Origin of the sequence: Pseudomonas sp. COR18, from assembly GCF_048568395.1 — a bacterium.
Classification (GTDB): domain Bacteria; phylum Pseudomonadota; class Gammaproteobacteria; order Pseudomonadales; family Pseudomonadaceae; genus Aquipseudomonas; species Aquipseudomonas fuscovaginae_B.
Genome location: NZ_CP183808.1, coordinates 914,645 through 938,033 on the forward strand (window position 1 = coordinate 914,645; position 23,389 = coordinate 938,033).

General features: G+C 61.6%; 22 protein-coding genes. 8 read left to right on the top strand and 14 right to left on the bottom strand.

Going from position 1 to position 23,389, the window contains the following annotated elements; genetic code table 11:
- Positions 1-72 precede the first annotated feature (72 nt).
- The 4 genes from aspS to ACM62G_RS04295 all read right to left on the bottom strand — a co-directional run bounded on the left by aspS (position 73) and on the right by ACM62G_RS04295 (position 3,392).
- A complete protein-coding gene (aspS, locus tag ACM62G_RS04280) occupies positions 73-1,848 on the bottom strand; it encodes an aspartate--tRNA ligase (protein ID WP_054056503.1) in 1,776 nt (591 codons plus the stop codon).
- A 94-nt stretch (positions 1,849-1,942) separates the two neighbouring features.
- Complete coding sequence (locus ACM62G_RS04285; RefSeq protein ID WP_026145498.1) at positions 1,943-2,164, bottom strand: FmdB family zinc ribbon protein; 222 nt, start codon at positions 2,162-2,164, stop codon at positions 1,943-1,945.
- Positions 2,165-2,345: 181 nt separating this feature from the next.
- The gene (locus ACM62G_RS04290; RefSeq protein WP_054056504.1) at positions 2,346-2,681 is read right to left on the bottom strand and encodes a ribbon-helix-helix domain-containing protein; all 336 of its coding nucleotides are present in this window, start codon (positions 2,679-2,681) and stop codon (positions 2,346-2,348) included.
- 240 nt (positions 2,682-2,921) lie between these two features.
- Positions 2,922-3,392, bottom strand: a complete 471-nt coding sequence (locus ACM62G_RS04295; protein WP_054056505.1) for a Dps family protein — start codon at positions 3,390-3,392, stop codon at positions 2,922-2,924.
- A 296-nt stretch (positions 3,393-3,688) separates the two neighbouring features.
- Between ACM62G_RS04295 and ACM62G_RS04300 the strand changes: the two genes are divergently transcribed.
- Complete coding sequence (locus ACM62G_RS04300) at positions 3,689-4,294, top strand: cold shock domain-containing protein membrane protein (RefSeq protein ID WP_419736734.1); 606 nt, start codon at positions 3,689-3,691, stop codon at positions 4,292-4,294.
- An 83-nt stretch (positions 4,295-4,377) separates the two neighbouring features.
- On the opposite strand, the gene ACM62G_RS04305 is transcribed toward ACM62G_RS04300, so the two are convergent.
- Together ACM62G_RS04305 and ACM62G_RS04310 are read right to left on the bottom strand one after the other, a co-directional pair.
- Positions 4,378-4,584, bottom strand: a complete 207-nt coding sequence (locus ACM62G_RS04305; RefSeq protein ID WP_054056507.1) for a SlyX family protein — start codon at positions 4,582-4,584, stop codon at positions 4,378-4,380.
- The gene (locus tag ACM62G_RS04310) at positions 4,581-5,012 is read right to left on the bottom strand and encodes an HIT domain-containing protein (RefSeq protein WP_419736735.1); all 432 of its coding nucleotides are present in this window, start codon (positions 5,010-5,012) and stop codon (positions 4,581-4,583) included. Before ACM62G_RS04310 ends, ACM62G_RS04305 begins: the two co-directional genes overlap by 4 nt.
- A 949-nt stretch (positions 5,013-5,961) precedes the next feature.
- Between ACM62G_RS04310 and ACM62G_RS04315 the strand changes: the two genes are divergently transcribed.
- Positions 5,962-7,305, top strand: coding sequence for an OprD family porin (locus ACM62G_RS04315; RefSeq protein WP_273819274.1), 1,344 nt, complete (start codon positions 5,962-5,964; stop codon positions 7,303-7,305).
- 272 nt (positions 7,306-7,577) lie between these two features.
- Here ACM62G_RS04315 and ACM62G_RS04320 read toward each other — a convergent pair whose 3' ends face one another.
- On the bottom strand, positions 7,578-8,420 hold the full coding sequence (locus ACM62G_RS04320; RefSeq protein WP_054056510.1) for a mechanosensitive ion channel family protein: 843 nt from the start codon (positions 8,418-8,420) through the stop codon (positions 7,578-7,580).
- 123 nt (positions 8,421-8,543) lie between these two features.
- Positions 8,544-9,029, bottom strand: coding sequence for a YajQ family cyclic di-GMP-binding protein (locus ACM62G_RS04325; RefSeq protein WP_054056511.1), 486 nt, complete (start codon positions 9,027-9,029; stop codon positions 8,544-8,546).
- Between the two features lie 121 nt (positions 9,030-9,150).
- On the opposite strand from ACM62G_RS04325, the gene ACM62G_RS04330 reads away from it, so the two are divergent.
- The 4 genes from ACM62G_RS04330 (at position 9,151) to ACM62G_RS04345 (ending at position 13,796) form a co-directional block, all read left to right on the top strand.
- Positions 9,151-10,104, top strand: a complete 954-nt coding sequence (locus ACM62G_RS04330) for a diguanylate cyclase domain-containing protein (protein ID WP_054056512.1) — start codon at positions 9,151-9,153, stop codon at positions 10,102-10,104.
- Positions 10,104-11,021 carry a putative 2-dehydropantoate 2-reductase gene (locus ACM62G_RS04335; RefSeq protein WP_419736736.1) on the top strand — a complete coding sequence of 306 codons (918 nt, stop codon included), beginning with the start codon at positions 10,104-10,106 and terminating at the stop codon, positions 11,019-11,021. The genes ACM62G_RS04330 and ACM62G_RS04335 overlap by 1 nt, the downstream gene beginning before the upstream one ends.
- 151 nt (positions 11,022-11,172) lie before the next feature.
- Positions 11,173-13,209 carry a sensor histidine kinase gene (locus ACM62G_RS04340; RefSeq protein ID WP_054063999.1) on the top strand — a complete coding sequence of 679 codons (2,037 nt, stop codon included), beginning with the start codon at positions 11,173-11,175 and terminating at the stop codon, positions 13,207-13,209.
- Positions 13,210-13,211: 2 nt separating this feature from the next.
- Positions 13,212-13,796, top strand: a complete 585-nt coding sequence (locus ACM62G_RS04345) for a cob(I)yrinic acid a,c-diamide adenosyltransferase (RefSeq protein ID WP_054061139.1) — start codon at positions 13,212-13,214, stop codon at positions 13,794-13,796.
- Between the two features lie 131 nt (positions 13,797-13,927).
- Here the strand turns inward: ACM62G_RS04345 and ACM62G_RS04350 are convergent, their stop codons facing one another.
- The 3 genes from ACM62G_RS04350 to secA all read right to left on the bottom strand — a co-directional run bounded on the left by ACM62G_RS04350 (position 13,928) and on the right by secA (position 19,049).
- The gene (locus ACM62G_RS04350) at positions 13,928-14,869 is read right to left on the bottom strand and encodes a Nudix family hydrolase (RefSeq protein ID WP_419736737.1); all 942 of its coding nucleotides are present in this window, start codon (positions 14,867-14,869) and stop codon (positions 13,928-13,930) included.
- A 100-nt stretch (positions 14,870-14,969) separates the two neighbouring features.
- The gene (argJ, locus tag ACM62G_RS04355; protein ID WP_419736738.1) at positions 14,970-16,187 is read right to left on the bottom strand and encodes a bifunctional glutamate N-acetyltransferase/amino-acid acetyltransferase ArgJ; all 1,218 of its coding nucleotides are present in this window, start codon (positions 16,185-16,187) and stop codon (positions 14,970-14,972) included.
- Between the two features lie 120 nt (positions 16,188-16,307).
- The gene (gene secA, locus ACM62G_RS04360; RefSeq protein ID WP_419736739.1) at positions 16,308-19,049 is read right to left on the bottom strand and encodes a preprotein translocase subunit SecA; all 2,742 of its coding nucleotides are present in this window, start codon (positions 19,047-19,049) and stop codon (positions 16,308-16,310) included.
- A 308-nt stretch (positions 19,050-19,357) separates the two neighbouring features.
- On the opposite strand from secA, the gene ACM62G_RS04365 reads away from it, so the two are divergent.
- Positions 19,358-19,813, top strand: coding sequence for a DUF721 domain-containing protein (locus ACM62G_RS04365; RefSeq protein ID WP_054061135.1), 456 nt, complete (start codon positions 19,358-19,360; stop codon positions 19,811-19,813).
- A gap of 4 nt (positions 19,814-19,817) precedes the next feature.
- Here the strand turns inward: ACM62G_RS04365 and ACM62G_RS04370 are convergent, their stop codons facing one another.
- From ACM62G_RS04370 to purU, 3 genes are all read right to left on the bottom strand, one after another.
- Positions 19,818-21,305 carry a helicase HerA-like domain-containing protein gene (locus ACM62G_RS04370; RefSeq protein WP_273819269.1) on the bottom strand — a complete coding sequence of 496 codons (1,488 nt, stop codon included), beginning with the start codon at positions 21,303-21,305 and terminating at the stop codon, positions 19,818-19,820.
- 228 nt (positions 21,306-21,533) lie between these two features.
- Positions 21,534-21,710, bottom strand: coding sequence for a hypothetical protein (locus tag ACM62G_RS04375; protein ID WP_192842815.1), 177 nt, complete (start codon positions 21,708-21,710; stop codon positions 21,534-21,536).
- A 41-nt stretch (positions 21,711-21,751) separates the two neighbouring features.
- A complete protein-coding gene (gene purU / locus ACM62G_RS04380) occupies positions 21,752-22,600 on the bottom strand; it encodes a formyltetrahydrofolate deformylase (RefSeq protein ID WP_054061143.1) in 849 nt (282 codons plus the stop codon).
- A 328-nt stretch (positions 22,601-22,928) separates the two neighbouring features.
- Between purU and mvaT the strand changes: the two genes are divergently transcribed.
- On the top strand, positions 22,929-23,306 hold the full coding sequence (mvaT, locus tag ACM62G_RS04385; protein WP_054061133.1) for a histone-like nucleoid-structuring protein MvaT: 378 nt from the start codon (positions 22,929-22,931) through the stop codon (positions 23,304-23,306).
- Positions 23,307-23,389 lie beyond the last annotated feature (83 nt).

Consider the following 23,389-nt stretch of genomic DNA (forward strand, 5'->3'; position numbering starts at 1 on the left):
CGACCGGCAAACAGAAATTTCGAACCGTATAAAAGAAAGGGCGCATCCTAGGATGCGCCCGCAAGAGCCGGATTACTCGGCCTTGGGTGTTTCGCGCAGGCGAATGTGCAATTCGCGCAGGGCCTTGGCGTCCACCAGACCTGGAGCCTGGGTCATGACACAGGCCGCGCTCTGGGTTTTCGGGAAGGCGATCACTTCACGGATCGACTGGGCGCCGGTCATCAGCATCACCAGGCGGTCCAGACCGAAGGCCAGGCCACCATGGGGTGGAGCACCGTACTTCAGGGCGTCGAGCAGGAAGCCGAACTTCTCTTCCTGTTCCGCTTCGTTGATGCCCAGCAGACGGAACACCGCCTGTTGCATTTCCTTGCGGTGGATACGGATCGAACCGCCACCCAGCTCGGTGCCGTTCAGGACCATGTCGTAGGCACGCGACAGGGCGCCGGCCGGGTTGGCCTCCAGCTCTTCAGGGGTGCACTTCGGCGCGGTGAACGGGTGGTGCAGTGCGGTGAAGCTGCCGTCGTCGTTCTCTTCGAACATCGGGAAGTCGACGACCCACATCGGTGCCCACTCGCTGGTGAGCAGCTCCAGGTCGTGACCGACCTTGATCCGCAGCGCGCCCAGGGCCTCGCAGACGATCTTGGTCTTGTCGGCGCCGAAGAACACGATGTCGCCATCGACCGCACCCACGCGATCGAGGATGACGTTGAGGTTGGCCTCGGGGATGTTCTTGACGATCGGCGACTGCAGGCCTTCCACACCCTTGGCGCGCTCGTTGACCTTGATGTACGCCAGGCCCTTGGCACCGTAGATGCCGACGAACTTGGTGTAGTCGTCGATCTTGCTGCGCGGCATGCTCGCGCCGCCAGGTACGCGCAGTGCGGCGATACGGCACTTCGGATCGTTGGCCGGGCCACTGAAGACCTTGAACTCGACGTCCTTGAGCTGGTCGGCAACGTCCACCAGCTCCAGCGGGATACGCAGGTCCGGCTTGTCGGAACCGTAGCGGCGCATGGCCTCGTCCCAGGTCATGTGCGGGAATTCGCCGAATTCCAGACCCAGCACTTCCTTGAACAGGTTGCGGATCATGCCTTCGGTCAGGCCCATGATGTCCTTTTCATCGAGAAAGCTGGTCTCGATGTCGATCTGGGTGAATTCCGGCTGGCGGTCGGCGCGCAGGTCTTCGTCGCGGAAGCACTTGGCGATCTGGTAGTAGCGGTCGAAGCCGGCCACCATCAGCAGTTGCTTGAACAGCTGTGGCGATTGCGGCAGGGCGAAGAAGCTGCCGGCGTGGGTACGGCTCGGTACCAGGTAGTCGCGGGCGCCTTCCGGGGTCGCACGGGTCAGGATCGGGGTCTCGACGTCGAGGAAGCCGTTCTCGTCCAGGTAGCGACGGATGCTGGTGGTCATGCGCGAACGCAGGCGCAGCTTCTCGGCCATTTCCGGACGACGCAGGTCGATGAAGCGATAGCGCAGGCGGGTTTCCTCGCCGACGTCGGAGTATTCGTTGAGCGGGAACGGCGGGGTTTCCGCTTCGTTCAGCACTTCCAGCTCGTAGCCCAGCACCTCGATCATGCCCGACGCCATGTTGGCGTTGCCGGCACCGGCCGGACGCAGGCGCACCTTGCCGGTGATCTTCACCACGTACTCGCTGCGCACACGGTCAGCGGTGGCAAAGGTCTGGGCGCGATCCGGGTCGAAGACCACCTGGGCCAGGCCCTCGCGGTCACGGATATCGAGGAAAATCACCCCGCCATGGTCGCGACGACGGTGGACCCATCCGCAAAGGGTGACTTCCTGGCCTTCCAGGCTCTCGTTCAGTTGGCCGCAATAATGGCTGCGCATCATGGTCGTGGTTTCACTTCTCGTAATTCGAATTCGGTGGAGGTCTGGCACACCCCGGTGTCCCTGGCGTGTCAGAGCCCGCTCGTGTCGCTCATTTTCAGTCGGCTTTGTCGCCACCGGCCAGGTTTTTCTTGGCGCCGGTCTTGAAATCGGTCTCGTACCAACCGGTACCGCTGAGGCGGAAGCCCGGCATAGAAAGCATCTTCTTCAGCTCTGGCGCCTGGCAGGCAGGGCAATCGACCAGAGGAGGGGCGCTGATTTTCTGAATGGCTTCCAGCTGATGACCGCAGGAAGCGCATTGGTAGTCGTACATGGGCATGGGGCGTCTCGACAATCAGATAACGACATCACTGCTGCCCGAGCCCAGAGTCGGGCCATGCAGCAAAGAGCGGGATTATATCTGTTAAATCGAGGCTTTGCAGCCGTATGACCGGCCATCCCACTCCCTCCAGTCGCCTACCCCATCACGACCGGTGGCTGGCGGCACGGGAGAGACACCTTCAGGTCGAATGCTGCAAGCGGCCCAGCGTCAGCAGGTGCACCATGCAGACGACGCGTATCAGGCCACTGAAATTCTTTACCCCCCCATAACGCAGATGCACTTCCATATCGACATTGGACAGCAATGCATTGACCGTGCACTTGTTGATGCCGGCCATGTCGGCCAGCACTTTCCAGTACACCTCTTCAAGGCGCAGGCAGGTCGCAAAGCCGTTCAGGCGAACGGACCGCGAAACCGGCTTGGCCAAGCCGATATCAAACTCCAGCAACATGGGATCGGGCCTGGCCTTGCGAAACAGACCGGAGTCCCCCAAACACTGATTCAACTGCACCATCTTCCTCGCACTCCGTCGCTGCACGCCCTTGAATAAGGGCGCTCTTGGAAAATCTCACCTACATGAAACATTAGGCAAAATCCCTTATCCAGCAGACCGAACCATGGCCTGCGTAGGATGAAGCGACCAGAAAATGAGGAACGTCGGCGCCGTACCGCAAGAATGGCTGCCGCCCTGATCCATGGGCATGTTTCGCGGGGCCCGCACGAATGAGCCGGCGGCTCACCCGTGCGCCACGTATCAGTCTTCCAGCAGGGCCCGCAGCATCCAGGCGGTCTTCTCATGCACCTGCATGCGCTGGGTCAGCAGGTCGGCGGTCGGCTCATCGCTGACCTTGTCCAGCAACGGGAAAATGCCACGCGCGGTACGGGTCACCGCCTCCTGCCCCTGCACCAGCTGCCGGATCATCTCCTCGGCGCTCGGCACCCCTTCCTCCTCCTTGATCGAAGACAGGCGGGCATAGGTCGAATAGGTACCCGGAGCCGGGAAGCCGAGCGCCCGGATCCGCTCGGCAATCAGGTCCACTGCCAGCGCCAGCTCGTTGTATTGCTCTTCAAACATCAAGTGCAGGGTCCGAAACATCGGGCCGCTGACGTTCCAGTGGAAGTTGTGGGTCTTCAGATAGAGCACATAGGTATCCGACAGCAGACGGGAGAGCCCTTCGACGATGGACTTGCGGTCTGCTTCGCTGATACCGATATCAATAGCCATATGCATCCCCTTGACGTGATTGAAGTCACACCTTGAAGGTGTAGGACCACTCTAGCAAGACTCGCCGGCCCGTGCAGCACCGGGGAACTGCGCCCCAGAGCCCTTCAAGACCGCTCAAGCCGTTGATTTGAGAAGGCCCGGGCTTTGCTGTTAAATAGATAGCGTGTCGTCATGCCGCACCTTGGCACGACGCATAGGCTGGTAGAACACGTGCCCAACGCCTCACCTTTTTTTGTCAGAAGCGAACCGTGGGCTGCCAGCTCTTCCGTGTTATCAATCTTGAGTGAGTCAATCAAATGTTGAAAATCGTCCACCTGCTAACGGGCGCCGTCGCCCTGCTGCTTTCCTTTATACCCAGCCTGCGATCCGAAGCCCTGCCCTACCTGCAACAACCCGATGCGCTGTACCTGGCATTCTTCGGCTTGCTCAACCTGATCCTCGCGCCAGTGATTCCCTACTGGAACAAGGGTCCTCGCCATCAACTGCAAAACCTGGTCAGCGCCCTGCTGATCCTCGCGGTCGTGCTGCAGATCCTGGTACTGCTCGCGCCCCTGTCGATGATCGCCGGCCAGCCTGCCGTACTGCTGAGCCTGGCAGCCGCGGTGATTGCCGTACTGCTGCATCTGGCGGTCAGTTTCTACAAGAAGTCCTCGCCATCGACCGCTTCGCACAACTACGACATGAGCAACCGCGATACCGGCACCGTGAAGTGGTTCAACACCTCCAAGGGCTTCGGCTTTATCTCGCGGGACTCCGGCGATGATATTTTCGTGCACTTTCGCGCCATTCGGGGCGAAGGCCACCGCGTCCTGGTCGAAGGCCAGCGCGTGGAGTTCTCGGTGATGAACCGGGACAAGGGCCTGCAGGCCGAAGACGTGGTGGCGGCATCGCCGCGTCGCTGAGTCTTTTCCCGCTCGAAAAAAAACCGCGATGCCGTCAGACGGCTCGCGGTTTTTTCATGCCTGCCAACCCGGTCTGGCCAGCTTCAGTAATGGGGCGGTGGCGCCTCATCCTCGGCAATGCCGAATTGCCCCAGCATTTCCTCATGACGCTTGATCAGGGCGGCCATCTGCAATTGCAGACGCTCCACTTCCCGCTGCTGCCCCACCAGCACATCGTTGAGCGCCTGGATGGTGTCATCCTGGAACGCCAGACGGGTTTCCAGCTCGGTAACACGTTCTTCCAGATTCATGACTGCGCCTGCACAGAGGAAAAGCCGTCGGCCAGTACCGAACCCAGCCGCTCGCGGATCGCGGCAACCTCCGCCTCGGCATACGGCCTGGCCGGATGCTTGCCCCAGACTGGCGCAGGCCAGGCCGCATCGCCCCGATGACGAACGATGACATGCATGTGCAACTGGCTGACCACGTTGCCCAGGGCCGCGACATTCATCTTGTCCGCCTTGAAGGCCTGCTTGAGAGCCTGGGCCAGCGCGGCGGTTTCATGCCACAACTGCGCCTGGTCCGCTGCGTCCAGCTCGAACACCTCGCTGATGCCCGCACGCCGCGGCACCAGAATGAACCAGGGGTAGTTCGAATCGTTGGATAACAGCAGGCGACACAACGGAAAGTCGCCCATCGGCAAGGTGTCTTGTTGAAGACGCGAATCGAGAACGAACACCGTAAACACTCCTGCTTGACTGATTGGCCTGCCCGGGCCGGCAGTCCGACGACGACCGCCCCGCAGGCAAGACGCTCAGGATACCCGCGTTCGCCCGCCAGTTCACCGTACGGCTGCCGATAGCGGCGAATGATCCGGCCCACGAACGGGCCCCGACCATCACGCACCATTACGGAACCGGCCTGCACCGTTCTCGGCCGGCAGCAAAAAAATGCTGCGGCATAATCAAAGCGTCATCTTTTCCTGAAAACCTTTCCTGATCCGCCATGCCATCCTTGGCACAGCCTTTCACAGGAAAACGGTGACTGTACGATCGGCAACAGCCTACAGGCAGCTCTGCACCAAAAGCACACAGAGCGACTATTCTTGGTGCACCTTTTGCCCACCGGTTACCCCACAGACGGTGTGAACCGGTAACGCTTTTGGCTTTTTACAGGTAATCAATGGATTAGCAGCACAAGGGAAAGTAATACGTCAAGCACCACGAGCCACGGTGCTACCCCCAGGTTTCATAAGGGTTTCAGCGTGACCAGGCAGTCAGGGAAATATTTTCTGGCGATTTTTCGACTTTGTGCATGCTTGTTGCATTGAGTTACGACGCAGTCGCCACAGAGGGCCTGATCGGACGCTGAAGCTCCGCGACACGGTAACAAAGCAGTACAGTGCAACCAGGGACAGTTCGGAGCTTGAACATATGTGTTTCTTATCTATGCTCATGGGTTCGAAAACTGCGCTGAAGTTGCACAGCCAATAAAAGGCTGTGTATTTGCGACATGGAGCGAGCTTTTTGCGACACGCTCGTAAAGAAGCCGCAAGGATAGGTGAGCAAGTATCGCCAAGTTTGTCAGCGTGATATAAGTTTGCGCCGACACAAAAAGAAAGAGCCGCCCAGATAAAAATACAGGTGGGACGGCAGTACTCTTCCTAAAAACCAAAGGAGCAAATCACGATGCGCGTGATGAAGTGGAGCATGATCGCCCTGGCCGTTTCGGCAGCAGGCACTCAATTGGCAATGGCTGAACCTTTCGTGACCGACCAGGCCGATGCCAAGGGTTTCGTTGAAGGCGCTTCGGCAGGTGTGGTTCTGAAGAACTACTACTTCAACCGTGACCGCAAGGCCGGTGCCAACGACCAGGAAGACTGGACCCAAGGCTTCCTGGGCAAATTCAGCTCTGGTTACACCCAGGGTACTGTCGGTGTGAAAGTTGAAGGCTTCGGCGACGCCGGCTACCTGCTGAGCGGTAAAGACTCGGAGTCGGGTTCGGGCAACATCAGCCGTTCCGCCAATGGCGACAACAACAGCAGCTTCGGCAAAGCCGGCGCAGCCGTCGCTGTTCGCGTATCCAAAACCGAACTGAAATTCGGTGACCAACAGCCTAGCACCGCTCCAGTATTCGCAGTGGGCGGCAGCCGTCTGTTCCAACAGACCGCTCGTGGTTTCCAACTGCAGAGCAGCGAGATCAAGGATCTGGACCTGGAAGCAGGCCACTTCTACGCAGCCAGCAGCCAGGATAAAACCGCAATGGACGGTCGCCTCTGGACCCAGTATGCCGGTACCGAGGTTTCTGCAGCCGACTACGTAGGTGGCAAGTACGGGATCAACGAGAACCTGACCGTTTCCCTGTACGGTGCCAAGTTCAAGGACACCTGGAACCAGTACTACACCAACGCGAACTACACCCTTCCGTTGGCTAGCGACCAGTCCCTGAACTTCGACTTCAACCTGTACCGCACCACCGACACCGGTTCCGCCAAAGCAGGCAAGATCGACAACACCACCTACTCGCTGGCAGCCGCGTACTCCTTCCTGAAGGCGCACACCTTTACCCTGGCCTACCAGAAAGTCCACGGCGATACGCCATTCGACTACGTCGGTGTGGGTAACAACAACCGCGGCGGCGACTCGATCTTCCTGGCGAACTCGATTCAGTACTCCGACTTCAACGGTCCGGAAGAGCGCTCCGTCCAGGCTCGTTACGACCTGAAGATGGCCGAGTACGGCGTTCCTGGCCTGAGCTTCATGACCCGTTACGTCCACGGTGAAGGCATCGACGGCACCAAAATGGCCGCTGACAGCCCATACCGTGCTTATGGCTACGGCGAAGACGGTCACCACAACGAAATCAACCTGGAAGCCAAGTACGTAGTTCAGAATGGCCCGCTCAAGGATCTGTCCTTCCGCGCTCGCCAAGCCTGGCATCGTGGCAACGCCGACCAGGCTGAAGGCAACATCAACGAGTTCCGCCTGATCACCGAGTACCCACTCGACCTGATGGCTATCGCCAAGAAGTAATCAGCGATACTCGCTTGAAGAAAGGCCCATCCTCGTGATGGGCCTTTTTATTGCCTGTGGAAAAGAAAACCATCGCTAACTACTGAATAGCCAGCTAACAAAAACAACTCATTGAATGCACAGCTGTTTCCGGTACTTGTCTTCCCTCATACCACTCGGCGCCAGCTGGAACTACACCACCCGAAGCCTTCATTAAAATGCTAACAATAAAAAGGGACCCTCCTGGGGTCCCTTTCATTGATACCGGACTGCTCGCGCAGATATGGGCCAGCTTATTTAACCGGCGTTTCCTGCATCACCCGAATGACCCGCTGTGGAAACGGAATATCGATTCCGGCTTCCTTGAGGCGATCCCGTGCATGTTCATTGAACTTGAACATCAGGTCCCAGTAATCGGAGGTCTTCGTCCACACCCGCAGGGAAACGGTGATAGAACTGTCGCCCAACGCCGAGACCACCGCCGCCGGCGCCGGGTCGGCGAGCACGCGCTCGTCCTTGGCCAGCTCCAGCAACACTTCGCGGGCCTTCTGCAGATCGGCTTCGTAATCCACGCCCACATCGAACACCACCTTGCGCGTGGCCTGGCGGTTGATGTTGGTGATGATGCCGTTCGACAGGTTGCCGTTGGGCATGATCACCGTCTGGTTGTCGCCGGTGCGCAGGATGGTGTGGAAGATCTGGATGTTGTCGACGGTACCGGTAATGCCTTGCGCGGTGATCGTGTCACCGATGCGGAACGGCCGGAACATCAGGATCAGCACCCCACCGGCGAAGTTCGCCAGGCTGCCCTGCAACGCCAGGCCGATGGCCAGGCCCGCGGCACCGATCGCGGCCACGAACGACGTGGTCGCCACGCCGATCATCGACGCCACACTGATACTGAGCATGACCTTGAGGGCGATGTTCGAGAGACTGCTGATGAAGCCCTGCAACGCCAGATCCGCATTGCGCAAGGCCAGCAGCTTGCCCAGTTTGGCGGTCAGCTTGTTGATCAGCCACCAGCCCACGGCCAGGGTGACGATCGCCAGCAGCACCCGGCTGCCGTACTCCATGATCATCGGTATCCAGGCCTGGGAAGCCTTGATGAGATGATCCATTTCCGCGTTCAGATCCATTGTTCTCTCCTGTTATCGTGCGATTGCCCGGTAAAACGATCGATACCCCACGGGCTCAACCGTTTCTGCCGCGCCTGGGCCCTCCGACGCCGATAACTTCCAGAGGTTCCCTGGCGGACCGTATCAGTCGCGGAAGTTGTTGAATTGCAGCGGCAGGTCGAATTCCTTGGCCCGCAGGTTGGCAATGGCTTCCTGCAGGTCGTCACGCTTCTTGCCGGTGACGCGGACCTGCTCACCCTGGATGGCCGCCTGCACCTTCAGCTTGGAATCCTTGATGTGCGCGACGATCTTCTTCGCCATCTCCTTGTCGATGCCTTCCTTGAAGGTCGCTTCCTGCTTCATCACCTTGCCGGAAGCGTAGGCATCCTTGACCTCCAGGCATTTCACATCGATCTTGCGCTTGACCAGAGCCATGCGCAGGATCTCCAGCATCGCCTCCAGCTGGAACTCGGCCTCGGCCGTCATGCTGACGGTCTGTTCCTTGTCCTTGAACTCGAAGGAGCCCTTGCCCTTGAGGTCATAACGGCGGTCCAGCTCCTTGACGGCGTTCTCGACGGCGTTGGTGACTTCGTGTTTGTCCAGTTCGGATACCACGTCGAACGACGGCATGCGATTTCTCCAAATTTAATCTTGGCGCGCCCGATACCGATGGAGCGCGCCGGGTTTGACGGTTAAGATCCGCCAGCATTATAACGGTTCTTCCTCCCACTCATTCACTTAAGAGCCCCCCATGCCTAACCCGGACCTGAGCATTTTGCTGGTGAGTGATGATCATCTGGTGAGCAGCGCCTTTGGCAGCAGCCTCCAGCGTGCGGGATATCAGGACATACGCCAGGCCAACGACGCGATCCTGGCCCTGGAACAGATCGACCAGCGTGCCGCCAGCGTGGTGGTCTGCGCCGGCGAGTCCGGGCTGAAGCTGGCGGAAAAGGTCAGGCAGCGCGACGAGATGAACGATCACTACACCTATGTGTTGCTGATCAGTTCGCAAGCGCCGCTCGCTCTGCTCGATGATGCTTCGCCCAACGACATCGACGACCTGATCGCCCCGGAAGATATCGAGCGCCTGTTGTTGACCCGCGTACTGGCTGCCGATCGCCAGTGCAGCACCCTGCAGCGCCTGCGCCAGGAAAACCGCCTGCTGCGCCAGAACATTGCCAGCCTCGAACAGCGCAACCTCGTCGACTCCCTGACGGGCCTGGGCAACTCCCGCTACCTGCGCCAGAAGCTGACCGACAGCCTGCGCCAGGTGCAGGCCCGTGGCGGTGCCATCTGTTACCTGCTGATCGGTGTCCAGCAGGCGGGCGAGCTGCAGCGCGAGTATGGCATCGACTTCTACGACGAGCTGCTGCAAGGCATCGCCCGCCGCCTGCAGCAGCTGGTGCGGCCGCTGGATGTGCTGGCACGCCTGGATGACCAGCATTTCGTGCTCATGACCATGCCGCCCGACCTGCGCGATTGCGCCCCGAGCAGCTTCAAGCGCCTGTATGACGGCCTGAATCTCAAGCCGTTCATGACCAACGAGGGGCCGGTCGAGCTGAAGGCCGGCATCAGCCTGGTGGGCCTGGACAGCAAGTGCCTGCCCCTGGACCAGCAGACCCTGTTCGATGAAGCCGCGCAACTGCTGGCGCAGTCCTATGCCGACGGCGTAGTCAGCGCCAAGCGCCTGCCGGCCCGCGACTGATGGGCAGCCCCTGGCATGTCCTCGGTGCCGGCAGCCTGGGCAGCCTGTGGGCCGCACGCCTGGCACGGGCGGGGCTGCCGGTCAGGCTGATCCTGCGCGACCCGGCCCGTCTGGCAGCCTACGAGGCCAGCGGCGGCCTGACCCTAGTGGAACAGGGCCAGGCACAGTCGTTCGCCATTCCCGCCGAGACCGGCGACGCCAACGAACCCATCACCCGCCTGCTGGTCGCCTGCAAGGCCTACGACGCGCCAGCCGCGGTGGCCCGGCTGCTCCCGCGCCTGAGCGACAATGCCGAGCTGATCCTGCTGCAGAACGGTCTCGGCAGCCAGGATGCGGTGGCGGCGCTGGCTCCGGGCGTCCGTTGCCTCTTCGCCTCCAGCACCGAAGGCGCGTTTCGCGAGGAAGACTGGCGGGTGGTGTTCGCCGGCCATGGCTTCACCTGGCTCGGCGATGCGGCCCACCCCGAGCCGCCCCTGTGGCTGGAAGACCTGACCCGGGCGGGCATTCCCCACGAATGGAACACCCGGATCCTGACCCGGCTGTGGCGCAAGCTGGCGCTGAACTGCGCCATCAACCCGTTGACGGTGCTCTACGGCTGCCGCAACGGTGGCCTGCTCGAGCATCATTGCGAAGTGGCCACCCTCTGCGCCGAACTGACGGAACTGCTGGAGTGCTGCGGCCAGCCAGCGGCCGCCGAGGACCTGCACGCTGAAGTGCAGCGAGTGATACAGGCCACGGCCGCGAACTACTCCTCCATGTACCAGGATGTCGCCCACGGTCGGCGTACCGAAATCAGCTACCTGCTGGGTTATGCCTGCGCGGCGGCGGCACGCCACCAGATGAGCCTGCCGCACCTGGAACAACTGCACGAGCGGCTGACCATGCACCTGGCCAGCCACGGCTTGCCAAGCGACTGATCGACAGTCGGGCTACCCTCATATCGCTGCGAAGCGTTCAATCCGCGCCTTTGCAAAAGCCGCGGCAAAAATCGACGGTTTGATACACTCAGTGACGGTCAGGCCCGATCAAGGCCCGCCGCTTCCTTACCCTTGCCAGACAGGACCCGTGATGCCCCTGCGCCAGCGCCTAGAAAACCTCCCGGTCGGTCAGAAACTCCTCGCCGCGCTGCTGGTACTGCTGATCACCGTACTGCTGGTCGCCAACCTGACCTTCATCAGCGCCGCCTACTGGATCTCCCAGGAAAGCATGGCCCCCCAGGCGCTGCAGACCATTGGCCGGCTGGTATCGAACCCGAGCCTCGCCAGCCGGGCCCTGGAATCCCCGGACAACGCCGAAGCCCTGCTCAAGGAACTCAACACCTATTCACCCCTGCGGGCCGCCGCCATCTATGACGGCAAGGGCGAGCGGCTGGCCCAGCTGCAACACAGCGACCGCCTGAAATTGCCGGAACGCTATCGGCACGTCGAGGCCTGGCGCCTGACCGAGTTTCGCAGCAACCAGGTCATCGACATGCCCCGTCCCGGGCAAGCGCCCGGGCACCTGCTGCTGGTGGCCAGCAGCGAACTGCCGGTGGCCTTCTACACCGGGACCCTGACCGCCAGCCTCGGCATCCTGATCTTCAGCGTGCTGCTGTGGCTGATCATCGCCCGGCAGATCAAGCGACTGATCACCCGCCCCATCCATGAACTGGAGGAGCTGTCGCGCCAGGTCACCCGTGAGGAAAACTATTCGCTGCGCGCATCACGGGGCAACCACGACGAGATCGGCAGCCTGGCCGAAGCCTTCAACACCATGCTCTCGCGCATCGAAGCCCGCGAGCAGCAGCTCAAGCGCGCCCGCGACGAGTCCCAGGCGGCCTACGACCAGGCCCAGGGGCTGGCCGAAGAAACCCGCCATACCAACCGCAAGCTCGAACTCGAAGTCCAGGTCCGCAGCAAGATCGAGAAGAAACTCACGGGCTTTCAGAACTACCTCAACAGCATCATCGACTCCATGCCCTCGGCGCTGATCGCCCTCGACGAACAGCTGTACGTCACCCAGTGGAACCAGGAGGCCAGCGCGCTTTCCGGGACCCGCCTGGACGAAGCGCTGAACCAGCCGATCTTCCTCGCCTTCGAACCGCTCAAGCCCTTCCTCCCGCAACTCAAGGACACCGTCGAGCAGCACACCGTGGCGAAGATCGAGCGGGTCACCTGGATCAAGGACGACGAAGCCCGCCACTATGCGCTGACCTTCTACCCGCTGATGGGGGGTGCCGGCCGCGGCGTGGTGATCCGGATCGACGACATCACCCAGCGCCTGTCCCTGGAAGAGATGATGGTGCAGTCGGAGAAAATGCTCTCGGTCGGTGGGCTGGCCGCCGGCATGGCCCACGAGATCAACAACCCGCTGGGAGCGATCCTGCACAACGTGCAGAACATCCGTCGGCGCCTGTCCTCGGATTTGCCGAAAAACCTCGAATACGCCGAACAGGCCGGTATCGACCTGGGCACCGTCAACCAGTACCTCACCAGCCGCGAAGTGCCGCAGTTGCTCGACGGCATCCAGCAGGCCGGGGCACGGGCGGCGAAGATCGTCACCCACATGCTCAGCTTCAGCCGGCGCAGCAAGCGGGAAATGGCGCCTTGCGACCTGCCGGCGCTGATCGACCAGGCGGTGGAGATTGCCGGTAACGATTTCGACCTGGCCATCGGCTTCGACTTCAAGGGCCAGGCCATCATCCGCCAGTTCGATCCGCTGCTCGGGCCGGTGCCCGGTACCGCCAACGAACTGGAGCAGGTGCTGCTGAACCTGCTGAAGAATGCCGCCCAGGCCATCCACCAGCGTGACGACGACCGCGAACCGGGGCGCATCACCCTGCGCACCCGGCTGAATCCGCCCTGGGCGGAAATCCAGGTCGAAGACAATGGCATCGGCATGCCCGAAAGCATCCGCAAGCGCACCTTCGAACCGTTCTTCACCACCAAGGAGATCGGCCAGGGCACCGGCCTCGGGCTGTCGGTTTCCTATTTCATCATCACCAACAACCACAAGGGCCAGATGGAAGTGCAGTCGACTCCCGGCCAGGGCACCTGCTTCACCCTGCGCCTGCCGCTGGCCAGCAACCAGGCCCTGCTTCCCGAACTCAATAAAACGGAGTTGTAACCATGGGTTTTCGCCTGTCGAAGATTTACACAAGGACCGGTGACACCGGCGAAACCGGGCTGGGCGACGGTCGTCGCGTGCCCAAGAACCATCCACGGATCGAGGCCATCGGCGAGGTCGACAGCCTCAACAGCCAGCTTGGGCTGCTCCTGGCGGGGCTGGCGGAACTGGTGGTGATCCACCCGGAACTGGAGGAAGTGATCGAGGTGCTTGCGCCTTGCCAGCATCGGCTGTTCGACCTCGGCGGCGAGTTGGCCATGCCGGAGTACCAGGCGCTGGACAAGAGCGAAATCGAACGGTTGGAAGCCGTTATCGACCGCTGGAACGAAGAACTCGGCCCCCTGGAGAATTTCATCCTGCCAGGCGGGTCGATGCTGATTGCCCAGGCCCACGTCTGCCGCAGCCTGGCACGCAGTGCCGAACGCCGCTGCCAGGAGCTCAATGCCCTGGAACCACTGGGCGGCGTGGGCATGGCCTACATCAATCGACTGTCGGATCTGTTTTTCGTCACCGCCAGGCTGATTGCCCGACGCGAGAAGATTGCCGAGGTCCTGTGGGAAGCGGCCAAGAAGCCGGTTTCCCACTGACAATCCCCTCCCGATCTTCCTGTGAAAGCGGGATAACGGTGGAAGCCGGATTTATCCGCGAATGCGCCGGTGCTGCTGGAGCATGGCCTGAGGGCCATCCGCGGATAAATCCGGCTTGTGTCTTCAGGCCATCATTCCGGCCAGAACGCCCGAATGCCGGCCACACCCTGGGCACCGCTTTCCCAGGCACGCGACAAATCACCAGGGCCAACCCCACCCAGCAGATAAACCGGCCTGTTGAAACCGGCGATCAGTTGTCCGACCCGCTCCCAACCCAGAGGTTGCGCATCCGGGTGGGTCCGAGTTGGCTGCACCGGCGACAAGGTAACGAAATCCACGCCCATCTGCTCGGCCAATGCCAACTCCTCGGCATCATGGCAGGACGCCGCCAGCCAGCGCTCCCTGGGCAGCGGACGTCCGGCAGCCGCGTACTTGCGCAGTTGTGCGGAGGTGATATGCCAACCGGCCGAAGGGAAATCCCCCAGCCATTCGAACGGCCCCTTGAGCATCAGTTGCGCCTTGCCGGCACACAGCCCGACCGCATCGACCGCCAGATCGCGGTACTTGGGATCGAAACCATTCGGTGCACGCAACTGGACCAGCCTGATGCCGCCGGCAATCGCCTTCTGGATGCCCTGCAACAGTTGCGCAGTCTCCAGGCCATCCGGGGTGATCAGGTATTCGCCCGGCAAACGGGCAGCGGCGACGATCGGCTGGTTGGCCGCCGGGAACTCGTAGTTCGGCAATTCCCGCGCCGTCACCCAGGCCAGTGGCTGGCCCTCGGCACCGTGAGGCTCGCCGGTGAAGGCCGAAACCTCCCAGACATCCAGCAACACCTGCTTATCCGGATAATCGTGCTGCACCTTGATCAGCGGGCGGGCTTCGGTCACCACGATGCCCAGTTCTTCCTGCAGCTCGCGGGCCAGTGCCACCTGGACCGCCTCGCCCTCCTCGACCTTGCCGCCGGGGAATTCCCACAGGCCACCCTGGTGCTGGGAGTCGGCACGCCGGGCGATCAGGATCCGCCCATCGTTGCCTCGAATAACGGCCGCAGCCACATGTACGCGTTTCACGCTGAAAGCTCCTATAAATCTGCCATCCACCGAAGCTGAACAGCCTCGTCCGGCAAGCCGTGGGAGCCATTCGCGATGACTCCCACAGGGACGCGGGTACTTACGTACGGTATTCCGCGTTGATCTTCACGTATTCGTGGGACAGATCGGTGGTCCAGATGGTTTCGCTGCAGTCACCGCGGCCCAACTCGATGCGGATGGTGATTTCTTCACGGGACATAACCGCCGCCCCCTGCTCCTCGGTGTAGGTCGCGGCACGGGCGCCACGGCTGGCAATGCACACTTCGCCCAGGAACACGTCGATCTTGCTCACGTCCAGGTTCGGTACGCCGGCACGCCCTACCGCCGCCAGGATACGACCCCAGTTCGGGTCGGAAGCGAACAGCGCGGTCTTGATCAGTGGCGAGTGAGCCACGGTGTAACCGACATCCAGGCATTCCTGGTGGGTGCCGCCACCGTTGACTTCGACAGTGACGAACTTGGTTGCACCTTCACCATCGCGAACGATGGCCTGGGCCACTTCCATGCAGACTTCGAACACCGCCTGTTTCAGCGCGGCGAACAGCGGGCCGCTGGCTTCGGTGATTTCCGGCAGGTTGGCCTGACCGGTGGCGATGAGCATGCAGCAGTCGTTGGTCGAGGTGTCGCCATCGATGGTGATGCGGTTGAACGACTTGTTGGCGCCGTCGAGCATCAGGTTCTGCAGGACTTCGCGGGAAACCTTGGCATCGGTGGCGATGTAGCCGAGCATGGTCGCCATGTTCGGGCGAATCATCCCGGCGCCCTTGCTGATGCCGGTCACGGTGACGGTCACGCCGTCATACTGGAACTGGCGGCTGGCGCCCTTGGGCAGAGTATCGGTGGTCATGATGCCGGTGGCGGCAGCGGCCCAGTTGTCCACGGACAGGTCGTCCAGGGCCGCCTGCAAGGCACCCTCGATCTTCTCGACCGGCAGCGGCTCGCCAATCACCCCGGTGGAGTACGGCAGCACGGCCTCGGCATCGACACCCGCCAGTTCGGCCAGCTTGGCACAGGTGCGCGCGGCAGCGGCCAGGCCGGGCTCACCGGTGCCAGCATTGGCGTTGCCGGTGTTGGTCAGCAGGTAACGTACCGTGCCCTGCACGCGCTGCTTGGCCAGGATCACCGGCGCCGCGCAGAAGGCATTGAGGGTGAACACGCCAGCCACCGTGGAACCTTCGGCACAACGCATCACGACCACGTCCTTGCGCCCGGGGCGCTTGATTCCGGCCGAGGCGATACCGAGTTCAAAACCGGCGACCGGGTGCAACGTTGGCAAAGGACCAAGACCAACAGCCATGAATGCGCTCCTCTCAAGGTGATATGCACTGTCGCCACAACGGACAGTGTTTCAAATGGAAAAACGCCGCGACGGCTGATGCCGGTCGCGGCGCGGGTGTTTCAGTGTCCGGCAGAAACCTTAGTTGATCTGGCCGTGACAGTGTTTGTACTTCTTGCCCGAACCGCAGTAGCACAGTTCGTTGCGGCCCAGTTTCTGTTCGTTGCGTACCGGTGCGGTGGCCAGGGCGACATCGACCTCTTCACCCTGCTGCTCGGCTTCCGACGCTTCCAGGCCAGGCGCCTCGGCGTGCTGGAACTGCATGCGCTGGGCCAGTGCCTCGGCTTCGCGACGCAGGCGGGCTTCCTCTTCGGCCGGATCTTCGCGGCGCACCTGAACGTGGGAGAGCACGCGGATCGAGTCGCGCTTGATCGAGTCCAGCAGTTCGGAGAACAGGGTGAACGACTCGCGCTTGTACTCCTGCTTCGGGTTCTTCTGCGCATAACCGCGCAGGTGGATACCGTGACGCAGGTGGTCCATGGTCGACAGGTGGTCTTTCCACAGGTCGTCCAGCACACGCAGCACGATCTGCTTCTCGAAGGTGCGCAGGGCTTCGGCGCCGGCCTGATCTTCCTTCTCGTTGTACGCCGCCAGCAACTCGTTGAGCAGCTTCTCGCGCAGGGTTTCCTCGTACAGGTGATCGTCTTCGTCGAGCCATTGCTGGATCGGCAGCTTCACGCCGAAATCGCTCTCGATGGCCGACTCCAGGCCCGCCACATCCCACTGCTCGGGCAGCGACTGTGGAGGAATATGGGCGCTGACGGTGGCGTTGAGCACGTCCTGACGGAAGTCGGCGATGGTTTCGCCGATATTGTCGGCAGCCAGCAACGTGTTACGCATGTGATAGATCACTTTACGCTGTTCGTTGTTGACGTCGTCGAACTCGAGCAGTTGCTTGCGGATATCGAAGTTGCGGCCTTCGACCTTGCGCTGGGCCTTCTCGATCGCGTTGGTCACCATGCGGTGCTCGATCGCCTCGCCCGGCTGCATGCCCAGGGCCTTCATGAAGTTCTTCACCCGATCGGAGGCGAAGATACGCATCAGGCTGTCTTCCAGGGACAGGTAGAAGCGGCTGGAACCGGCGTCGCCCTGGCGACCGGCACGACCGCGCAACTGGTTGTCGATACGCCGCGATTCGTGACGCTCGGAAGCGATCACCTGCAGGCCACCCGCCTCGAGCACCTGCTGGTGGCGCTTCTGCCAATCAGCCTTGATCTGCGCGATCTGCTCCGGTGTCGGGCTCTCCAGGGAGGCGACTTCGACTTCCCAGTTGCCGCCCAACAGGATGTCGGTACCACGACCGGCCATGTTGGTGGCGATGGTCAGCGCGCCCGGACGACCGGCCTGGGCAATGATTTCCGCTTCCTTCTCGTGGAACTTGGCGTTCAGGACCTTGTGCTCGATGCCCTTCTGCTTGAGCAGGTTGGACATGTGCTCGGAGGTCTCGATGGTCGCGGTACCCACCAGCACCGGACGGCCCTGCTTGAGGGACTCCTCGATGTCGGCAATGATCGCCGCGTACTTCTCTTCGGCGGTCAGGAACACCAGGTCGTTGTAGTCCTTGCGCGCCAGCGGCTTGTTCGGCGGGATCACCATCACCGACAGACCGTAGATCTGATGGAACTCGAACGCTTCGGTGTCGGCGGTACCGGTCATGCCGGACAGCTTGGTATAGAGACGGAAGTAGTTCTGGAAGGTGGTCGAAGCCAGGGTCTGGCTTTCGGCCTGGATGTTCAGGTTTTCCTTCGCTTCGATGGCCTGGTGCAGGCCCTCGGACAGGCGGCGGCCCGGCATGGTACGACCGGTGTGCTCGTCGACCAGGACCACCTGGCCATCCTGCACGATGTACTCGACGTTGCGGTGGAACAGCTTGTGCGCACGCAGGCCGGCATAGACGTGGGTCAACAGGCCCAGGTTGTGCGCCGAGTACAGGCTCTCGCCCTCGGCCAGCAGGCCGACCTGGGTGAGCATTTCCTCGATGTACTGGTGACCGGCCTCGTTCAGTTCGACCTGGCGGGTCTTCTCGTCGATGGTGAAATGACCTTCCTGGGTCACCACGCCCTCGACTTCCTCGACGTGCTGGGTCAGTCGCGGGATCAGCTTGTTGATCTCGGTGTACAACCGCGAGCTGTCTTCGGCCTGGCCGGAAATGATCAGCGGGGTACGGGCTTCGTCGATCAGGATGGAGTCGACTTCGTCGATCACGGCGAAGTTCAGCTCGCGCTGGAACTTCTCTTCCATGCTGAACGCCATGTTGTCGCGCAGGTAGTCGAAACCGAATTCGTTGTTGGTGCCGTAGGTGATGTCGGCGGCGTAGGCGGCACGCTTCTCTTCCGGCGGCTGGAACGGGGTGACCACCCCCACCGTCAGACCGAGGAATTCATACAGTGGACGCATCCAGTTGGCGTCGCGGCGAGCCAGGTAGTCGTTCACCGTTACCACGTGCACGCCCTTGCCGGACAGTGCGTTGAGGTAAACACCCAGGGTTGCCACCAGGGTTTTACCCTCACCGGTACGCATTTCCGCGATCTTGCCTTCGTGCAAGGTCATGCCGCCGATCAACTGCACGTCGAAGTGGCGCATGCCCATGACACGCTTGCCGGCCTCACGGGCAACGGCGAAAGCCTCCGGCAGGATCTTGTCGAGGGTTTCACCTTGGGCTATGCGGGCCTTGAACTCTCCGGTCTTGGCGCGCAACTGCTCGTCCGAAAGGGCCACCATTTGCTCTTCGAAGGCATTGACGATCTGTACCGTCTTGAGCATGCGTTTGACTTCACGCTCGTTCTTGCTTCCAAAAAGTTTCTTTAACAAAGGCGCAAACATATCGGCAGGTTCTTCCACACATAGGGATGGAGGGCGGCCCCAAGAGTCGCCCGAGCAGCCCTCATGGCCGCATGCGAACGAGTATTCTACCCGGAAACGGTGGTGAGAAAAGTGGCGTTATTCCACGATACTGGCACAGCGCTTTTACGGGGCCACTCTAAAATAGGGTCTTTTTCCCGAACTTCAAGCCATCAAGCCCGGAACTTGGGTGCAGACTTTAGGGGCAAAGCCGGCCCGCATCAATGGGGACCGGCTGTGCAGGCGGTTTCTGCTACCATGGCGGCTCTGTTACCTAAGGTGTCCAAATCATGGCATTTCGCCCTCTCCCGGCCCGGGCGCCCGCCGTCCTGCTTCGCGAAGCCAAGCCGCTGAAGGCGATTTTCGGCCACGCCCAGCGCCTCGCACACCTGCAGCGACTGGTGGAAACCCAGTTGCAGCCGGCTGCCCGCGAGCACTGTCACGTGGCGTCGTGGCGTGAAGGCACCCTGTTGCTGATCGTCACCGACGGGCACTGGGCGACCCGCCTGCGCTACCAGCAGAAGCGTCTGCAACGGCAGTTGCAGGCCTTCGACGTGTTCAGCGGGCTGATCCGTATCCTGTTCAAGGTGCAACCACCGACCGTCCAGCAGGGCGCCGCCGGTCACACCCTGGACCTCTCCGCCAACGCGGCGCAAACCATCCAGGAGACGGCCGAGGGCATCAGCGACCCGAAACTGCGCGCCGCCCTCGAACGCCTGGCCAGCCACGCCCGCCCCAAGGCCTGAGTCGTCAGCGCCGCTTGCTGCCGCCGAGCAGCGAGCCCATCAAGCCGCGCACCAGTTGTCGCCCCAACTGATTGGCGGCCTGGCGCACGGCGGACTTGAGCGCCTGCCCGGCCACGGACCCGAGAAACTCGCCCGCCTTGTCCGCCAGGCTCGGGTCTTCGCCAGCCGGCTTTTCAACGGGAGACGCAGGCTCCGCCCCCGGCGTGTTGCGAGCCAGGAGGATTTCATAGGCCGACTCACGATCGATGGGCCGGTCATATCGACCGAGCAGTGGCGAGCCGGCGATCAGCGCCGCTCGCTCGGCCCCGTTCAACGGGCCTATCCGCGACTGTGGCGGCGCGATCAAGACACGCTCGACCATGGCCGGCGTGCCCTTGTCCTGCAAGGTTCCCACCAGCGCTTCGCCGATCCCCAGTTCCGTCAGCACCGACAAGGCATCGAACGCCGGATTGGGACGAAAGCCCTCGGCGACGGCCCGCAACGACTTCTGTTCCCGCGCGGTGAAGGCACGCAAGCCATGCTGGATACGCAAACCCAACTGCGCCAGGATGCTGTCGGGCAGATCACCCGGCGACTGGGTGACGAAGAATACCCCGACCCCCTTCGAGCGAATCAGCCGGACAACCTGCTCCAGGCGGTCCTGCAGGGCTTTGGGGGTTCCGGCGAACAGCAGGTGCGCTTCGTCGAAGAACAGTGCCAGCAGCGGCTTGTCGGCATCGCCACGCTCGGGCAACTGCTCGAACAATTCCGCCAGCAGCCACAACAGGAAGGTCGCATAGACCTTGGGGGCTTCATGCACCAGACGGCTGGCATCGAGCAGATGAATCCGCCCACGACCGTCGCCGTCCGGCTGCAGGATATCCTCCAGTTGCAAGGCCGGCTCGCCGAACAAGGCCTCGGCGCCCTGCTGCTCCAGGGTGGCCAGGCGCCGCAGCAACGCCTGGCTGGAGCCGGTGGTCATCAGGGCTGCGTCCTCACCCAGCAGTTGCGGGTGCTCCTTGAGATGATTGAGCAGGGCCTTGAGGTCCTTCAGGTCCAGCAACAGCAAGCCTTCGCGATCGGCCACCTTGAAGGCGGCGTACAATGCCGACTGCTGGCTGTCCGTCAGTTCCAGCAAGGCACCGATCAGCAAAGGCCCCATCTCGCTCAGGGTTGTACGCAACGGATGACCGGACTGCCCGTGGATATCCCACAAGGTCAGTGGGTAACCCCCAGCCTTATAGTCGAGCCAGGGCATGCCGGCGATCCGTTCGGCAATCTTGCCCTGGGGGTTGCCCGCAGCCCCGAGACCACAGAGATCGCCCTTGATATCCGCTGCGAACACCGCAACGCCAGCCTCGCTGAACGCCTCCGCGAGGCGCTGCAGGGTGACGGTCTTGCCGGTTCCGGTCGCACCGGCGATCAGGCCGTGGCGATTGCCCAGGCGCAAGGCCTGGCCGACGGCGAGACCATCGGGGCCGGCGCCGAACACAAGCTGCGAAGCATCATTCATGTCATCTCCCCCAATCGATTCTTGAGCCTGCCCAACTGAAAACGAGGGGATCGATCCGCAACCGCTCGACAGCACGAACCGCACGTCCCCTGGGGAGCAGAGGCCTTATCAGCTTAGGCTCAATCCGGCTCGGCGCACGCAACCTTCCATCGCATGCCTGGGCACTGGAATCCTGAACTCAGCATCGGGCTCGGTAGGGGGGATATCGGAAAGGGAACAGGCCTGGGCTCAGGATGCGGGCTTGTCGGTTGCAGGAGCTTCCTGCATCTGCCGCCAGAGTTCGGCGGCACCGGGAAACTCGGTGCCGTCCTCGCTGCTCATGGCCTCGGGGTCGTAACGGCTGAGGCAGCCTTCACCGAGGGTCGGCGGTGCCTTGGAGGTGGCCTTGTCGAGTGGGTCGCCCATGATCAAACCTCCAGGCCCGCCAGCGGGCTATCAAACGGCTATCAGAACACCACGGTCTTGTTGCCGTGCACCAGCACACGGTCTTCCAGGTGGTAACGCAGGCCACGGGCCAGCACCATTTTCTCGACATCGCGGCCGAAACGCACCATGTCTTCGATACTATCACTGTGGCTGACCCGAACCACGTCCTGCTCGATGATCGGACCGGCGTCCAGTTCTTCGGTCACGTAGTGGCAGGTCGCGCCGATCAGCTTCACCCCACGCATCGAGGCCTGGTGGTACGGCTTGGCACCGACGAACGACGGCAGGAAGCTGTGGTGGATGTTGATCACCTGGTGAGCATACTCCTGGCACAACTGCGGCGGCAGGATCTGCATGTAGCGCGCCAACACCACCACATCGGCTTCATGGTGCTTGACCAGGCGCGAGACTTCGGCGAACGCCGGCGCCTTGTCCTGCGGATTCACCGGCACGTGATAGTAGGGGATACCGTGCCATTCGACCATGCTGCGCAGGTCGTCGTGGTTGGAGATCACGCAGGCGATATCGCAGTCCAGCTCGTCGCTGTGCCAGCGGTGCAGCAGGTCGGCCAAGCAGTGGGACTCGCGGCTGGCCATCAGCACCACGCGTTTCTTCTGCTCGGTGTCGGTGATACGCCAGGTCATGGAAAACTCTTCGGCGATCGGCGCAAACGCCTCGCGGAAAGCCTCCAGGCCGAACGGCAGGCTGTCGGCACGAATTTCGTGACGCATGAAGAACCAGCCGCTCTGATTATCGGAATGATGGCTCGCTTCGGTGATCCAGCCGTTGTAGGACGCCAGGAAATTACTGACTTTGGCAACGATGCCAACGCGGTCGGGGCAAGCGATCACCAGCCGGAAAGTGCGCATGAGGGGGAAACTCCAGAACTTCGCAAAGGCGGCCATTCTAGCGATTGCGCGGCAAAACTGCAGTATTCCTTGCAAGAGCACGCCGGCCGGGCCTCACCGGATGCATACAGCTACAGGCCCCGTGGCAATTCCGATAGTTCAGCCCTCCCACGCGCCAGACTATTTTCAGGGGAGCCGGGCACAACATCTAACTGGCACACATCGGCAATCGACAAAGTTTAAAGTATCAAATGCAACAAACATTCTCTTACTTGTTTACTTAGGCAAATTGTCTGACTACTATTACAGCACTGTCCCTGTCATACACGAATCACATAAGGTAGTCCTCATGTCCCTGATCAACAAATATCGCGCCACTGAAGAAGCTATCAAAGAACTGCAAGCGCAGATGGCTGCGATGGAAAAAGACGGCGCCCTGAAAAAGGAAATGGAGTTCGAAGAGCAACTGCGCGCCCTGCTGGCCAAGTACGGCAAGTCGCTGCGCGACTGCCAACTGATCCTCGACCCACACGCCAAGGAAAAAGCCCCACGTGGCGGCGCGGTCAAAACTACCGGTACCAAGCGTGCGCGCAAGGTCAAGCAGTACAAGAACCCGCACAACGGCGAAGTCATCGAAACCAAAGGTGGCAACCACAAGACTCTGAAAGAGTGGAAAGCCAAGTGGGGTGGTGACGTGGTTGAAAGCTGGGCCACTCTGCTGGGCTAAGCGAAAGACCCGTCGTAGAGCCTCGCGCTCCGTCAGAAAAACGCCAGCTTGCTGGCGTTTTTTTATTGACTCGTTTTCCCCTG